Annotated in this window: 8 protein-coding genes; 7 read left to right on the forward strand and 1 reads right to left on the reverse strand. The window is 73.3% G+C overall.

Annotated features, from left to right (window positions below; translation table 11 throughout):
- Window positions 1–110: 110 nt before the first annotated feature.
- Complete coding sequence (locus tag ALI22I_RS50920) at window positions 111–266, reverse strand: hypothetical protein (protein WP_179118260.1); 156 nt, start codon at window positions 264–266, stop codon at window positions 111–113.
- A 377-nt stretch (window positions 267–643) separates the two neighbouring features.
- Here ALI22I_RS50920 and ALI22I_RS17410 point away from each other — a divergent pair, with 377 nt between their 5' ends.
- The 7 genes from ALI22I_RS17410 (at window position 644) to ALI22I_RS17445 (ending at window position 16320) form a co-directional block, all read left to right on the forward strand.
- The gene (locus ALI22I_RS17410; RefSeq protein WP_143532262.1) at window positions 644–1783 is read left to right on the forward strand and encodes a class I SAM-dependent methyltransferase; all 1140 of its coding nucleotides are present in this window, start codon (window positions 644–646) and stop codon (window positions 1781–1783) included.
- An 82-nt stretch (window positions 1784–1865) separates the two neighbouring features.
- On the forward strand, window positions 1866–10151 hold the full coding sequence (locus tag ALI22I_RS17415; protein WP_077006571.1) for a type I polyketide synthase: 8286 nt from the start codon (window positions 1866–1868) through the stop codon (window positions 10149–10151).
- Window positions 10151–10804 (forward strand): hypothetical protein, encoded by a 654-nt coding sequence (locus ALI22I_RS17420; protein WP_077006572.1) that lies wholly within the window; start codon window positions 10151–10153, stop codon window positions 10802–10804. The genes ALI22I_RS17415 and ALI22I_RS17420 overlap by 1 nt, the downstream gene beginning before the upstream one ends.
- Window positions 10805–10965: 161 nt before the next feature.
- On the forward strand, window positions 10966–12303 hold the full coding sequence (locus ALI22I_RS17425; protein WP_202971002.1) for an ABC transporter substrate-binding protein: 1338 nt from the start codon (window positions 10966–10968) through the stop codon (window positions 12301–12303).
- The gene (locus ALI22I_RS17430) at window positions 12288–13214 is read left to right on the forward strand and encodes an ABC transporter permease (RefSeq protein ID WP_077006573.1); all 927 of its coding nucleotides are present in this window, start codon (window positions 12288–12290) and stop codon (window positions 13212–13214) included. The genes ALI22I_RS17425 and ALI22I_RS17430 overlap by 16 nt, the downstream gene beginning before the upstream one ends.
- The gene (locus tag ALI22I_RS47770) at window positions 13211–15319 is read left to right on the forward strand and encodes an ABC transporter ATP-binding protein/permease (protein WP_083751792.1); all 2109 of its coding nucleotides are present in this window, start codon (window positions 13211–13213) and stop codon (window positions 15317–15319) included. Before ALI22I_RS17430 ends, ALI22I_RS47770 begins: the two co-directional genes overlap by 4 nt.
- On the forward strand, window positions 15316–16320 hold the full coding sequence (locus ALI22I_RS17445; RefSeq protein WP_077006574.1) for a ketoacyl-ACP synthase III family protein: 1005 nt from the start codon (window positions 15316–15318) through the stop codon (window positions 16318–16320). Before ALI22I_RS47770 ends, ALI22I_RS17445 begins: the two co-directional genes overlap by 4 nt.
- The last annotated feature ends 70 nt before the right edge of the window (window positions 16321–16390 follow it).

The following is a 16390-nucleotide window of genomic DNA, read 5'->3' on the forward strand; positions in this document are numbered from 1 at the left end:
TCGCGGCGGCCCGGCGCCAGGGGGCATCGCGCAGCAAGCGGAGTCCGTTGAGCCCGACGATCACGGTCGGGCCTTCGTGTCCGAGGACGCCCAGGGGAAGTCGGCGTCCTCTACCTCGCGCTGCCGGACGAGGTGGCGCGCGCCGCGGGATCGCAGGCGCCCCTGGCGTGGCTGTTCGCCCTGTCCTCCCTGCTCGTCGTGTCCGCCCAGCTGCCGGTCACCCGGTGGGCCGGGAACCGGCTGGACCTGCGCAGGTCCATGGCCATCGGGCTATCGTCCTCGTCGGCAGCGCGGCAACCGGCTACCTGCTCGACCTGGCCTCCCGCATGCCGTGCCCTGGCTCGTCCTCGCCACGATCCCGGCGCTGGCCATCATGCTGCTGCCTCGGGGCGTCGACAGTCCTCGATCGACGGACGAACCGGGTGACATCACGGCGAGCGGAACGCCGGTGTGACCGGTGACCTGCGCCAACCCGGCAAACCGCGAGTTCTGGCACAGCGTGCGTACGGGTGCCGGGACTGCGAACGAGCTCGACTGGCAGACCTCCGTCACCAGTGTCATGACTCGCAACAACTAGACGCACGTAGCTTGTAACGATAATCATTGTCGAACTAGCATGCTCCCGACCGACTCGGGAGGCGTGATGGAAGAGCTCGTTCGCCGGGCCGCGACGGCCGGTGAAGCGGCGGTGGCGGCGGCCGATCTCGCAGCGCTCGGTGATCTGGCCGATCTGCTCGACCAGGCCGCGCTGCTCGCGATCGCGTACACCGTGAGACGTCAGGGACTGTTCGACGCGCCCGACACCGCGCACGATCTCCGCGAGATCGTCACTGCCATGAAGGTCGCTCCTCGGCACGTCCGGATCGTGCGTCGCTGGCTCGCGGCGCTCGTGCGCGAAGGCATGCTCGCGCGGGACGCGGCGCGGTATCGAGGACTGCGCAGGGTGGAGGCCGCGGAGGTCGAAGGGGCGCGCGCCCGCCTGGACTCTGTGGCCCGTGGGTTCGAGCACGGTCCGGGGCTGGCGCGTTTCTTCCAGCTGTCGGTGTCATATCTGCCGGAACTGCTGCGCGACGAGATCTCGTTGCAGGCGCTGCTGTTCGCCGACGGGGACCTGGATGTGGCCGACGACGTGTACCGGCGCAACCTGGCAAGTAGGTACACCAACAACGCCGCCGCGGCGGCGATGAGGGCGTTCTCCGAGCGGCACGCGGGACCTGGACCGGTGCGGGTGTTGGAGATCGGGGCGGGTGTGGGCGGTACGACGGTCGAGGTGCTGCCGGAGCTGGACGGGCTGGAAGTCGACTACCTGTTCACCGATGTGACGCGGTTCTTCCTGATGGCCGCGAAGGAGCGGTTCGCGTCTCGGCCGTGGGTGCGCTACGGCTTGTTCGACCTCAACCGCGACGCCTCGGAGCAGGGGCGCCCGCCGGAATCGGTGGACCTGGTGCTCGCGGCCAACGTGTTGCACAACGCGCGGCACGCGGAGCGGACGCTGCGGGCGATCCGCGACCTGCTCGCGCCGGGCGGGTGCCTGGTGTTCATCGAGACCTGTCGTGATCACTACCAGCTCATGACCTCGATGCAGTTCCTGATGTCGCCGCCCGCCGCCGAGCCGGACGCGGACTTCGAGGACTTCCGCCGGGGCACCGATCGGATCTTCCCGACGCGGGAGGAGTGGCTCGGCGAGCTCGCCGCGGCAGGTTTTCGGGATCCGCTTTGCGTGCCGGGTGTGGACCACCCGCTGAGCCGGATCGGGCAGCACGTGTTCTCCGCGACGCGCTGATTGACAATGATTGTCGTTTCCGTAAGCTGACGACGGTCGTCACTCGTCCGAGTGACGACCGTCGTCGCCTGGGAGTGAGCCCGTGAACGAGTCCGTCGCCGTCGTCGGGTTCTCCTGTCGTTTCCCCGGTGCCGGTGATGCGGACGCGTTCTGGCAGCTGCTCGTCGACGGCGGTGAGGCGCTGACCCGGTTCACCGACGAGGAGCTGGCGCAGCGCGGCGTGCCCACCGGGCTGCGCCGCAACCCGGCCTATGTGCCGGTGGGTGGTCTGCTGGTCGACCAGGACCGGTTCGACCCGGCACCGTTCGGCATGTCGCGTACCGAGGCGGAGCTGCTCGACCCGCAGCAGCGCGTGTTCCTGGAGTGCGCGTGGCACGCGCTGGAGCACGCCGGGCTTGCCCGCGGTGCGGGCGTGACCGGGGTGTTCGCGGGCGCCGGGCTCTCCGCCTATCTCGCGACGAACCTCGCGCACCGCTTCGACCCGCTCGGAGGCGCGGACCCCGCGGGCAGCCTGCAGCTGCACACCGGCAACGTGGCCGACTACCTGCCGTTGCGGACCGCGCACCGGCTCGGCCTGGAAGGACCCGCGGTCGCGGTGGGCGCCACGTGCGCCACGTCGCTGGTCGCCGTGCACATCGCGGTGCAGGCGCTGCTCGCGGGCGAGTGCGACACCGCGCTGGCGGGTGGGGTGTCGCTGCGGGTGCCGCAGGGACTGGGCTACCTGCACGTGCCGGACGGTCCGTTCTCCGCGGACGGCCACACCCGCCCCTACTCGGCGCAAGCCAGGGGCACGGTCTTCACCCAGGGGGCCGGTGTCGTCGTGCTGCGGCGGTTGTCCGACGCGCTGGCCGACGGCGACCACGTGCACGCCGTCGTCCTCGGCTCCGCCGTGGGCAACGACGGCGCGGACCGCGCCGGCTTCACCGCACCCTCGTCCGCGGGGCAGGCGCGCACGATCGCGGAGGCGCTCGCGGTCGGCGACGTCGACCCGCGTTCCGTGTCCTACGTGGAAGGGCACGGGACGGGAACCATCCTGGGCGATCCCATCGAAGTGCAAGCACTGCGACGGGTCTTCGGCGACGCCGACCGCCCGTGGTGCGGCCTCGGATCGGTCAAGGGCAACATCGGTCACGCGGACTCGGCGGCGGGCATCGCGGGATTCCTCAAGGTGGTTCAGGCGCTGCGGAACCGCACGCTCCCAGGGTCGCTGCACGCGCATCCGGTGAACCCTGAGGTCGGGCTGGAGGGCTCCGCCTTCCGGATCGTCGACCGCACCGAGCGCTGGGAGACCGAGCGGGTGCGCCGCGCGGGCGTCAGCTCGTTCGGCATCGGCGGCGTCAACTGCCACGTCGTGCTGGAGGAGGCACCGGTCACGCCGGAGCCGGACCGTGACGAGCGGGCGCAGGTGCTGGTGGTCTCCTCGGCGACGGCGCAGGCCTGTCGCGCCACGGCCCGCGCACTCTCCGACGCCGTCACCTCGGCGCCCGTCGCCGATGTCGCGCACACCCTGACCCGCAGGCGGCAGCTCGCCGCGAGGACCGCGGTGACGGTCGCGCCCGGTGAGGACGCCGCCGAGGCACTGCGCCGGGCCGTCGTCGTCGAGGCGGCAGGCACGCCGCCGCGCGTGGTGTTCGCCTTTCCCGGCGGCGGTGCCCAGTACGCCGGGATGGCCGAGGGCCTGTACCGCGACGAACCGGTCTTCGCGTCCACAGTGGACGAACTAGCGGAGTTCCTGCTGCCGTTGTCCGGCGCGGACGTGCGCGACGTGCTGCTCGACCCGGTGGCCACCGCGGCTGCCCGCAGTCCGCGCCGCGGCCTGCCCGCACTGTTCACCGCCTGTCTCGCCACCGCCCGCCTGCTGGAGTCCTGGGGTGTGCGTCCGGACGTGGTGCTCGGGCACAGCGTCGGCGAGTACGCCGCCGCCGTTGTCGCGGGCGTGCTCTCGTGGCAGGACGCCGCACTGCTGGTGGCCGAACGGTCGCGGCTGATGGAGGAGTTGCCGCAGGGCGCGATGCTCTCGTTGCCGCTCGGCGAAGCGGATGTGCGTGACCTGCTGTCCGCACATCCGGCTCTCGATCTCGCCGCGATCAACGCGTCCGACTCGTGTGCGGTGTCCGGGCCGAGCGACGCCATCACCGTCCTGCGGGACGTCCTCGCCGCACGGGGCGTCGAATCGCACGTCGTCGGTGTCGATGTCGCCGCCCACTCCCGCCTGGTGGAGCCCGCCATGCCCGCGCTCCGCGCGGTCGCCGCGCGGCTGTCCGCCGCACCGGCCACGATCCCGCTGGTCACCACGCTCACCGGCCAGGTGGCCACGGACGCGGCGCTCGCCGATCCCGAGCACTGGGTGCGGCACCTGCGGGGCACGGTGCGCTTCGCCGACGCGCTGGACACCGCGCTGGGCGACGGTGACCCGGTCCTCGTGCAGGTCGGTCCCGGCGGCATGATCGCCTCACTCGCCGCGCGCCACGAGTCCGTTCGCGCGGCCATGACGACCTTCCCGCGCGCGGGCGAGGACACCGACGGCCGTGCCGCGCTGCTCGACGCGGCCGGGACACTGTGGGCGCATGGTGTCCCCGTTGACCTGACCGCCACGCATCGAGGTCACAGGGCGCGGGTTCCGCTGCCCGGCTACGCCTTCCAGCGCGAACGGTTCTGGATCGAGCCCCAGCGCACGCGCACTGGGGCGGTGGTCGGCCCGGTCGCGGCCGAGCCCGATGCGGCGGAACCGCTGCAGTTGCCGTCGTGGCGCAGGCTGCCGCCGCTCGCGCCCGTGGCCGCCCCCGCGAACCGGCGGTGGGCCGTGCTGGGCGACGGGCACTGGGCCGACGCGCTGCGCGCCGCTCTGCCCGTGGTCGACGGCGACGCGGACGCGGTGATCGCGGTCCACTCTGGCACGTCCCTGCATGACGAGGTGCTGGCATACGGCCGACTCGACGGCACACCTCTGGTACAGCTCACCGTGCGCGGCGAGCGGGTGATCGGTGACGAGGTGGTGGACCCGGTCGCCGCCGGCGTGCGCGGTCTGCCCAGGGTGCTCGCCCAGGAGGTGCCCGGCCTGCGCTGGCGCACCCTCGACCTGCCGGACGACGAGCCAGACGAGACGGGTGTCGCCGCCGTGCTGGCCGAGACCGCCGATCTGCTCGCCACCCCCGACGGTGGGGCGTGGGAACTCGCGTTGCGCGCCGGGCAGCGGTGGATCCGCCAGTGGGAACCGTGGCAGCCCGACGACACCGAGGATCTGCCCTCGGACCCGGTCGTCGTCGTGACCGGTGGTTCGGGCAACGTCGCCCGCGCACTGGCGGACGCCCTGCACGCCCGCGGCTCGGCGCGGGTGGTGCTCGCTTCTCGCAGCACCACGCCGTCGGTGGACGTCACGGATGCCGACCAGCTGCGCGCGCTGCTCGCGGACGTGGTCGACCAGCACGGCAGGATCGACCTCGTCGTCCACGCCCCGGTCGTGATCGAGCTGGCCGCGTTGTCCGAAATGGACGAGCAGGTGGTGGCGGACGCCTTGGCGCCCAAGGTGACCGGTGCGCTCAACCTCCGCTCCGCTGTCGAGGCCCTGCCACCCCGGGTGCGTCCTCGTGCGGTCGTGCTGATGTCCTCGGCGGCCGGGACGATCGGCGGCTTCGGCCTCGGCGCCTATGTTGCGGCCAGCCGGTTCCTCGACGGGTTCGCCGCCGGTGGCACACCTGGCACCACCTGGGTCGCGATCGACTGGGACCGCTGGCGGTTCGGGACCGCCCAGGAACGCGAGGCCGCGGCCGAGATCACCATGCGGCACGCGCTCGGCGCGGCCGACGCGGTGCGGGCCCTGCTGCGGGTGGCCGGTCTCGCGCTGGCCGGGACCGTTCCGCACCAGGTGGCGGTGTCCCCGGCCGAGCTCAACACGCGTTCTCTCGCGATCGGAGCGCGGCAGACGCGTGCCGAGTCCGGCGGCGACGCGCCGGCCACCGCCGAGGAACGTCTCGTCGCCGAGGTGCTGGGCGAGGCGCTGGGCCGTCCGGTGACCAGCCGCGACGACGACTTCTTCGCACTCGGCGGGCACTCCCTGCTCGCCACCCGCGTGCTCGCCCGGCTGCGCGACGACCACGGCGTCGAACTGCGGTTGCGCGACCTGCTGGCCCGGCCGACCGTCGCGGGGCTCGCCGAGCTGATCACGACGACAACCGGCCCCGCCCGCCGGGAGGAGCCCGCCGCCGTACCGGTCGTCGCGGGGGAACCGTTCCCGCTCACCAGGGTGCAGCACGCCTACTGGGTCGGCCGGTCCGCCGCGTTCGCGCTCGGGGAGGTCGGCTGCCACTTCTACCTGGAGCACGACTGCGCGGAGCTGGACCACGAGCGCTACCAGAACGCGTGGAACCGGCTCATCGAGCGGCACGAGATGCTGCGCTGCGTGGTCGGCCCGGACGGCCACAACGTGGTGCTGACCGAGGTCCCCCGCTACCGGGTACCGGTGCACGACCTGTCCGGTGCGGACGAGCTGGAGGCGCTGCGTGCACGGCTGTCCCACCGCGTCGCCGACCCCGGCCGCTGGCCGTTGATCGAAGCCCACGTCGTGCGGATGCCCGGCGGGCGGCACCGGGTGCTCGTCTCGGTCGACGTGCTCGTCTGCGACTCCGCGAGCTACCTGATCCTCGACCGCGAGCTGCGCGCGCTGTACGAGAACCCGCAGGCCGAGCTACCCCTGATCGGTACGACCTTCGCCGAGTGCGCGCGGGCGATGGACCGCCGCCGCGGTGACACCGAGCACCGGCGTGCGGCCGAGTACTGGCTGCGCCGCGTCGACGCGCTCCCGGCCGCGCCACCGCTGCCGGTGCGCGAGAGCGAGGGCGCGCCCCGGTTCGCCCGGCGCAGCGCCAGGCTGGCCGCGCCGCTGTGGAACCGGGTGCGTGAGCAGGCGGGGCAAATGGGCGTGACGCCGACCGCCGTGCTGCTGACGGCGTACGCCGACGTGCTCGCCGCGTGGTCGCGCACGGACCACTTCTGCCTCACGCTCACCGTGTTCGACCGGCCCGACGTGCACCCCGACGTGGACAGGGTGGTCGGCGAGTTCTCGTCACTGCTGCTGTTCGAAGCCGATCACCGCGGGCTCGTGAGGTTCGCCGAGCGGGCGAAAGCAGCGCAGCACCGGTTGTTCGACGACCTGGACCACCGGTCGTTCTCCGGTCTCGAGGTGCTCACCGAGCAGGCGCGGCGCACCGGCAGGCAGCAGAACGTGCCGGTCGTGTTCACCGGCATGCTGGGGCTGGACCGCCTCGGCGGTGAGCCGCACGACCACGAGTGGCTCGGGCCGGTCGACTTCGGCGTGAGCCAGACCCCGCAGGTGTGGCTCGACCACCAGGCCTACGAGCACCGCGGCGCGCTGGTGCTGCAGTGGGACGTGGCCGAGACATCGCTGGACGCCGCAGAGGCCGACACCGCCTTCACCGCCTACGTCACGTGGCTGACCGCGCTGGCCGAGTCGGACGACGCCTGGACCGGCGGTGAAGCGGGCCCGATGCCGCACGGGGAGTTCGCGCCCTCGTCGTCCGAGGACGAGCACGTCGTCGGCGTGGCGGGCGACGACGCCTCGACCGGCGGCGACGCGGCGTCAGGGGAGTCCCAGGGCGACCACGTCATCGACGTGCTCACCGGGATCTGGGCGGAACTGCTCGACCTCGAACCGGGCGCGATCCCGGCGGACGTCTCGTTCCTCGGTCTCGGCGGTGACTCCCTGCTCGTCGTCCGGATGGCCTCGGTCATCCGGCAGGAGCTGGACGTCGTGCTCGCGCTGACCGAGATCCGCGCCGAGCTGACCCTCACCGATCTGGTCGAGCTGGTGCGCCGACGTGGCGAGGGCGGCTCTGCTCGCAGGGCTCTCGACGTGACCGTGCGCCGCAGGTTCGAGCCTGCCGAGCCGTTCGGGCTGCTCCCACTGCAACAGGCCTACTTCGTCGGCCAGCAGGGGGAGTGGGAGCTGTCCTACTCCTCGGCGCACGTGTGCACCGACGTCGCACTGTTCGATGTGGACGCCGAGCGCGCTCCGGTGGCCTTGGCCGACGCGCTGCGCCGGGTGATCGCACACCAGCCGATGCTGCGGGTTCGGATCACGCCCGATGGCACGCAGCGCATCCTCGGCGCCGACGACCCGCAGACCGCGGTCGTGCCCGAGGTGTGCGACCTGCGCGACGCGAACGACGACGTCGTGGCTGCCGAGCTCGACCGCATCCGGGCCGAGATGAGCCTGCGCGGACCCGACCCCGTCACGGGACCTCCGCTGGAGATGAGGCTGACCCTGTTGCCCGGCGGGCGGGCGCGGCTGCACACCGCGTTCAGCCTCCTCGCGGTGGACGGCTGGTCGGGTGGCGTGTTCGACCGTGAACTGCTGACCTACGTGGCCGATCCCAACGCCGTGCTGCCCCCGCTGCTGGTCGACTTCGGCGACTACGCCACCGCTCTTGAGGAGGTGCGCGGGGGAGAGCAGTGGCGGGCCGACCACGAGTGGTGGTCGCGACGCCTGCCGCAGCTGCCCGCCGCGCCCGCGCTGCCGATGATCGCCGACCCCGACGGGCTGGACGTGGCCGCGATGGCGGCACGGGAGGCGCGCTTGGCGCCTGCGGACTGGGCGGCGTTGCGGGAACGCTGCGCCGAGCACGAGGTCACGCCGACCGCTGCCGTGCTGGCGGTCTACGCCATCGCGCTCGCCCGGCTCGCGGGCGGCAGGCGGTTCCTGCTGAACAGCCTGCAGGCGGCCCGGCTGCCGCTGCACCCGGACGTGGACCGGATGATCGGCGCGTTCTCGTCGACCGCGCTGCTGTCGATCGACCTGCCGCACGGCGGGCGGTTCGCGGACCTGGCCGCCGCCGTGCGCGGCGAGATCACCGATTCGCTCGCGCACAACCTGGTCAGCGGCGTCGAGGTGTCGCGTGAGCTGGCCCGGCACCGGGGCACGCACAGGCCGGTCGCGCCGGTGGTGTTCCAGAGCACCATCGGCATGGACGCGGCACTGGGTGGCGAGCGGCCGCTGACCGCCGGACCGCTCGGCCGGATCGACATCTCCGACTACGTGCAGCACATCCGCACGCCCCAGGTGTTCCTGGAGCTGCGGGTGTTCGAGCTGCGCGGCGAGCTGGTCCTGAACTTCGCCGTGGTCGAGGAGCTGTTCGGCACGGAGGTGGTCGACCGGCTGTTCGGCGAAATCGTGGGCACCGTCCGTGAACTCGCCGCCGGACTGGGCTGGGACGATGTCGTGGAGCTGCCCGCCGACACCGGCGCCGGGCAAGCCGATGAGCCGACCACCGAACGCGGGCGGGTCGAGCCAGGCGCACCCCGCGACGAGCTGGAGCGGCGGATCGCGGCGCTGTGGGCCGACCTGCTCGGCGTGTCCGAAGTGGACAGGTCGGACGACTTCTTCGCGCTGGGCGGCGATTCGCTGCTCGCCGTGCGGATGCTCGGCAGGCTGGCACGGGAACACGGGAGCAGCGCGCAACCCCGCGCCTTCCTCGCCGCCCCCACGCCCGCCGGGCTCGCCGCCGCGGTGCGCGCGGACGAGCCGGTCCCGGTGGCGGACATCGCGGTGCCGCTGCGCGACGGCGACGGACCGCCGCTGTTCCTGCTGCACCCCTCGGGCGGTGACGTCCTGTGCTACGCCGACCTCGCCCGGCGCATCAGCGCACCGAACCCGGTGATCGCACTGGCCGATCCGGGGCTCTCCGGACACGACGGGCCCGAGTCGATCGCGGCGATGGTCGAGCAGTACCTCGCGGTGCTGCGGGCCCATCAGCCGCACGGACCGTACCTGCTCGGTGGCTGGTCGATGGGTGGCACCGTGGGGCACGAGCTGGCGTGCGCGCTGCGCGAGCGCGGCGAGCGGGTGGCGCTGCTGGTGATGATCGACTCCAACAGCCCGGAGCGGATCGTCGCGATCGAAGGGCTGGACCGGCAGCGCACCGACGACGAGGTCCGGCTGCGCTACCTGCGGTCGCTGGAGGCGTACCTCGACGTCGACTGCGGCACCGGCCACGGTGCCGACGAGCTGGAGCGGGCGCTGGCCGAGTGCGGGTTCACCGTGACCCCCGCCCGCTACGCGGTGTTCGCACGGCACCTGCGCGGCCTGGCTTCCCATCACGCGAGCCCGCTGGACGCCGAGACCCCCGTGCTGCTGCTGCGCGCGGGACGCACGTCGCCGCGCAACGCACGCATCGGCATGGGCGTGGACGACGCGTTCGACGAGCACGACCTCGGCTGGAGCGGCCACGTGGCGGGTGAGTTCCGCGTGGTGGAGGTCGACGCCCACCACTACTCGATCCTCGGGGATCCCGCTGTGAAGCACGTCGCCGACGAGATCTCCTCGGCACTCGCCCGGATCGCGAAGGAGAGCTGATGTTGCCCAACTGGCTCTACACCCAGAGCGTGTTGCCGGTCGAGCTGGCGGCGCAGGCCGCCGACCCGGCCGCCGACCGGGCGGAGGTGCTCGCCCGGTTGTCCGCGAGCCCGCTCGCCGACGTGGGCCACCGGGAATGGGAACAGATCGGTCGCGGCCTTGCGGCACTCGGTGCGGCGTCTCCCGGCATCGGCGGGGAGTTCGCCGAGCACCTCGCCCAGCGCTACCGCGGTGACGCGCCCCGGCCGTACCTGGTGCGTGCCGCGCTGCTCGTGTCCGCGGCGGTCGGCGTGGCGTCGACCGCCGTGCGCCGGGCGGCAGCGAGCCAGACCCGCGAGGTGGGTGAGGCGGCCACCGCCGTGCTGACGGCCCAGGCCGCGCTGCTGCGGGTGCTGGGCATGCTCGATCTGTTCGCCGCGACCGGTCGTGAGGCCGACGCCACGGTCTCGGCGGGCTTCCACACGGTGGTCCGCGGAGCGGCGCAGTCTCTGGTCAGGGCGACGGAACTGCTCGCGGGCGAAGACATTCCCGCCGATCTCGTCGAGCACGTCCACCGGACGGCGTCCGACGAGCTGATCGGCGGTCCCGAATGGTCCGCGCGAGTCGCCGAGACGCTCGTGGGGAACTGGTCCTCTTTCGAAGGGTGTGTGTGATGCTCGAAATGTCCCGCCGGACCGCGGTGGGCGCCGTTTTCCTCCTGGCGCTCGGTGGTTGCGCCACAGGGGGCGCGACCCAGCCGGGTGGCGACCCCGGAACACCGGTGGACGGTGGAACACTGCGCTACGGTGCCGTGGCCGCTGGCGGTGGAACCGCCGTGACCGATCCGCACGGCAGCTTGTTCAACGAGTCGGACTGGGTGCGCATGGGCGCGCTCTACGACGTGCTGACGGTGCCTGGCGACAACGGCGCGGTGCTGCCGCGGCTCGCCAGCTCGTGGACGTCGGAGGAGGACGCGACGCGGTGGCGGTTCGAGCTGCGCACGGACGCCGTGTTCAGCGACGGCAAGCCGGTGCGTGCCGCGGACGTGCTGCACTCGCTGCGCCGCATCGCGGCCAAGGCGGTGCAGAACGGCGGCAGGCTCGGCACGGTTGACATCGACAAGTCCACGGCGGACGGCGACCACGCGGTGGTGCTGCGCACCACGCAGCCCGACGCCGACCTGCCGAGGACGCTGGCGGGCGTGACGTTCGTGGTGCCAGACGGCGTGGAGGGTTTTGAGAACCCGGTCGGCTCCGGGCCCTTCACCCTGTCCACCATGGATGGACAAACGGCCGTGCTGGCGCGCAACGACAAGTGGTGGGGCAAGCGACCGCACCTGGACCGGCTGGAGATCCGTGGGTTCGCCGACCCGCAGGCGCTGGCCGCCGCCGCGACCTCCGGTGAGGTGGACGTGGCCGCGAACGTGAACCCGGCCGCCGCGAAGACCGCCGAGCGGACCGGAAACCTCGTGGTGTCGCGCCGTCCGGGTGCGACGACCTACCCGATGCTGATGCGCTTGGACAAGGCGCCGTTCGACCGGCCGGAGGTGCGCAGGGCTGTCAAGCTCGCCGTCGACCGGCAGGCGCTCGTGGACGGCGTCCTGCTCGGCTACGGCACCATCGGTGGTGACGTGCCCGGTGGCCCCGACGTGCCACCGCCCGCGCGTGACATCGCCGAGGCGCGCCACGTGCTCTCGTCGGCGGGAGGCGTCGTGCTGCACACGACGACCGCTTACCCGGGCATGGTGAGCGCGGCGACGCTGCTCGCCACGCAGCTCGGTGAGGCCGGCCTGAAGGTCGAGGTGCGCCAGCACCCGCCGGAGACGTACTGGACTCAGGTCTACACCGTCGAGCCGCTCGCGATGGGCTACTACACCGACGTCCCGTTCCCCGTGTGGGTGCGCCAGACCGCGCTGAGCACGTCGGCGTTCAACGAGACCGGCTGGAAGAACGCGGACTTCGACGCGGAGTTCGCCGCCGCCATGGCCGTGGTGGACCAGGGCCAGCGTGAAGCGCAGCTGAAGAAGCTGCGTGAGCGCATGGCCGCCGACGGTGGCTGGCTCGTGTGGGGCTTCGGCGACGGGCTGGACGTGTCCTCGCCCGCCGTGCAGGGACTTCCCACGAGCACCGGCTTCGCCCGGATCTTCCTGGACGGTGTGTGGCTGCGGCGCTGACGGTCGGGCGCGCCGCGCTGACCCTCTTCCTGGTGTGCCTGCTGGTCTTCCTCATCACCACCGCGCTGCCCGGTGACGCGGCTGTGATCGCCGCCGGGCAGCACGCGACACCCGAGCGGATCGCGGAGCTGCGGGCGGCGCTCGGGCTCGACCAGCCGGTCTGGACCCGGTTCGCCGGGTGGCTCGCCGGCGCCGCGCGAGGCGACCTCGGTGTGTCACTTGTGGACGGACGTCCGGTCGCCCCGCTGCTGTGGTCGCGGTTCACCGCGACGCTCTTCATCGCGGTGCCGGTCTGGGTGCTGGCGCTGGGCGTCGGCACGCCTGTCGCGATGCTGCTCGGCTGGCGTGCCGACCGCGCGGGCTCCGCGCTGCTCGCCGCGATCGCCGGACTGCCGGAGGTGGTGCTGGCCGGTGGGCTCGTCGTGGTCTTCGCGACCTGGCTGGGCTGGCTGCCCGCGGTGTCGCTGGTCCCGGCAGGCGGCACCGCGGCGGACCGGCCGGAGGTGCTCGTCCTGCCCGTGCTCGCACTCGCGCTGCCCGCGACCGCGTGGATCGCCCGCCTGTTGCGCGGCCCGGTCAGCGACGTGGTGGGCAGGCCGTTCGTCACCGATGCCCTCCTGCGCGGCGTGCCGGTGCCGGTGGTGGCGGTGCGGCACGTGCTGCCGCACCTGGTCCCGCCGCTGGCGCAGGCGGGCGCGGTGCTGGCCGGCGGCGTGCTCACCGCGACCACCGTGGTGGAGGCGGTGTTCGCCTACCCCGGCATGGGCCAGCTGCTGGCCACCGCGGTCGGCACGCGGGACAGCCCCGTGCTTCAGGGGTTGGCGGCGCTCGTGGCGGTGGTGGTGCTGATCGCGGTGCTCGCAGCCGACGCGGTGGCTGCCGTGCTGGCCGGACGGGCAGGTGCCCGATGAGGACCTGGTTGCTCGTGATGGGCCTGCTGACGGTGCTGGCGGTCGTGCTGTGTGGTGCGTGGTTCGCCCCGCACGACGTCACCGAGGTGGTCGGCGTGCCGTGGTCGGGTGAGGGCCTGTTGGGCACCGACGTGCTCGGACGCGACGTGCTCTCCCGTCTGCTCGCCGGAGGCGCGGGACTGCTGGCCGTCGCCGTGCCCGCCGGGCTCGCGGCGAGCCTGCTCGGCACGATCGCGGGCCTGGCCGCGACGTGGACCCCGTGGGTCGAACGCCTGGTGCTGCGAACGAGCGCGGGCATGCTCGCCGTACCGGGCCTGCTCGTGGTGCTCACCTGCGCGGTGGCACTGCCCGCCTGGGCCGCTGTGCTGGCGGGCATGGTGCTGCTCGGCACGCCGCTCTCGGCGCGCGTGGTGCACGCCGCCGCCACGCCGTTGCGCCGCGCGGGCTTCGTGCTGGCCGCGGTCGTGCGGGGCGAACGCCCACGCGCGGTGCTGACGCGCGAGCTGCTGCCCGTGGTGGGCGCGACGGTGCTCTCCGACGCCGGACTGCGCGTGGTGGCCGCGGTGCAGCTGACGGTCGCGGTGCACGCGCTCGGTCTCGGTCCGCAGCCACCCGCGCCGGACTGGGCCGTCATGATCAGGGAGAACCTGCCCGGCGTCGCGCTGAACCCGTGGTCGGTGCTCGCCCCGGCCGTGGCCGTCGCGGCGCTGACAGCCGTGCTGCTGCTCGGGCTTGACCTGCTCGGCACCCGGATCGTGCCCCGCACCGTGCCGCGCAGGCACGCGCCACCGCCACCCGGCCCGTCGCGCCCGGCGACCGGTGTGGTCGAACTGCGCGGCGTGACGGTGGAGTCCGAGCCGGGGGTGCCGTTGTTCGCAGGCCTCGACCTGACCGTCGCCGAAGGCGAGATCGTCGGTCTCGTCGGCCCGTCCGGCGTCGGGAAGACCAGTCTGCTCAGGCTGCTGCTGGGCGATGTCCGGCCGGGCGCGCGGGTGGTCACGGGACAGCTCCTGTGGCACGGGGAACCCGTGGTGTTCGGCAGCCGGGCGGCGCGGCGGTGGCGGCGCGCCCACGTCGGCCTGCTGCCACAGGACCCGGCCGCGACGCTGGACCCGTTGCGACGCGTCGGGTCGGTGGCCCAGGCCGACGTGCTCGCCCGGCTGGGGCTCCCGTCCGACATTGGGCGACGCCACCCGCACGCCCTGTCGGGCGGACAGGCCCAGCGGGTGGTGCTCGCCAGAGCACTGGCGGCCGATCCCGACCTGCTGCTGCTCGACGAACCGACCAGCGGACTGGACGCGGCGACCCGGCGTCTGGTGACCGAGGAGATCACCGTGAGGCGCCGCAGCACCGTGATCGTCACCCACGACCTGCGCTGGGCCCGGTCGGTGTGCGACCGCGTGGTCGAGCTGCGGCACGGGGTGCTCGTACCGGCGGGGGAGACGTCCACCCGGCCGCGGACTGCCGTCGTCGAGTTCGGTGCGCCCGTGCTGCGGCTGGAGGACGTGGCCGTCGCGCGGCGCGGCCGGGAGCTGGTGCACGGCGTCGACCTGGAACTGCGGCGCGGCGAACTGCTCGTCCTCGTCGGTCCCTCAGGGGCGGGCAAGAGCACACTGCTGCACGCCGTGGCCGGGCTGCATCCGGTGATCGGGCGGGTCGAGGCACGTGGAACCGTGGCACTGCTGGGCCAGGACCCGGTGGCCGAGCTGAACCCCGTGCACTCGCTGGGATCCGCTGTCGCACGGCCGCTGCGCCTGGCGGGCCTGCGGCGCCGGGAAGCACGGGACCGGGCGGTGGAGCTGCTCGCCGAAGTGGGGCTCGGACCGGAGTTCGCCGATCGCCGGCCGGGCGAGTGCTCGGGTGGACAGCGGCAACGCGCCGCGCTCGCGCGAGCGCTGGCGAGCGACCCGGACGTGCTGCTCGCCGACGAGCCGACCTCGGCCCTGGATGCGACGACCGCGGACGCGGTGCTGGAAGTGCTGGACCGCCGCCGTGCCGTCGGTCTGGCGGTGTTCTTCGTGACCCACGACGAGGACGTGGCGGCCAGGGCCGACCGGGTCTTCGAGGTGGCGGACGGCCGATGTGCGGAGAGGGTGTCGATGTGAGGTTCGACGACGTGTGGATCACCGGGACCGGTGGCGTGCTCGGGGAGCTGCTGCCCGTGCGGCAGGCCGTCACCGACGGCAGGTACGCGGCCGCTGACGCGGCGGAGGCGGGTATGACGTCGGTGTCGGTGTCCGTCGAGCCGCCGCCGGAGATGGCTGTTCGCGCCGGGCGGCTCGCGCTCGGCAGCGCCTCGCCCGGACTTCACCTGCACGGCGCGGCCCGCTTCCAGGGCATCGACCTGTGGTCGGCGTCCTGCTGGATCGCGAGCCGGCTGCTGCCCGGACCGCTGGCGGGGCTGTCGATGCAGGTCGACGCGCTGTGCAACAGCGGACTCGCGGCACTGGAGCTCGCCGCGACCATGCTCACCGCACGCCAGGACCTCCGCGAGGCGCTGATCACCGTGGCCGACTGGTTCCCCGAGTCGGCGGTTGACCGGTGGAACCTCGACTCCGGGGTGCTGCTGGGTGACGGCGGGGCGGCGGCCGTGCTCGGCCGTGGCGGCGGACAGCTGCGGCTGCTGTCGTGCGTGTCCCGGTCCGACCCGTCCCTGGAGGGGCTGCAACGGGGCAACGAGCCGTTCCACGCGGCGTCGCCCGCGGTGCTGAAGCCGCTCGTGCTGCGCCGGTTGGCCCGCGAGTTCTACGCGGTGAGCGGGCGGTCCCCGGCCTCGGTGGTCGACGCGCACGTCACCGGCGTGCGCACCGTCGTCGCACAGGCGCTCGCCGAGGCCGAGACGACGCTCGAAGAGGCGCGCTGGGCCGTGCCGCCGTTCGTCGGCCGCACCTCGTTCCGCTTCGGCTACGCCCAGCCGCTCGGGCTCGACCCGGCGCGAACGCTGATCGACCTGGGGCTGAGTACCGGCCACATGGGCGGCGTCGACCACCTGTACGCGCTGGACCACCTGCTGCGCGGCGACCTGCTCGCACCGGGGGACAAGGTCGTGCTGATCGGCGTCGGCGGCGGGTTCACCTTCTCCTGCGCGGTGCTTGAGGCCGCGTGAGCCGCCCGTCCGCTCCCGGCCAGTGACCGACTTGGCTGTGGTCGTGAGCGGTTTCCGTCGCCAGAGCGAC

Origin of the sequence: Saccharothrix sp. ALI-22-I, from assembly GCF_001984175.1 — a bacterium.
GTDB lineage: Bacteria > Actinomycetota > Actinomycetes > Mycobacteriales > Pseudonocardiaceae > Actinosynnema.

Excerpts from the sequence above, each read along its gene's own strand:
- ALI22I_RS50920 (WP_179118260.1), bottom strand. The coding sequence starts at position 266 with ATGGCCATGGACCTGCGCAGGTCCAGCCGGTTCCCGGCCCACCGGGTG.
- ALI22I_RS17410 (WP_143532262.1), top strand. The coding sequence starts at position 644 with ATGGAAGAGCTCGTTCGCCGGGCCGCGACGGCCGGTGAAGCGGCGGTG.
- ALI22I_RS17420 (WP_077006572.1), top strand. The coding sequence starts at position 10,151 with ATGTTGCCCAACTGGCTCTACACCCAGAGCGTGTTGCCGGTCGAGCTG.
- ALI22I_RS47770 (WP_083751792.1), top strand. The coding sequence starts at position 13,211 with ATGAGGACCTGGTTGCTCGTGATGGGCCTGCTGACGGTGCTGGCGGTC.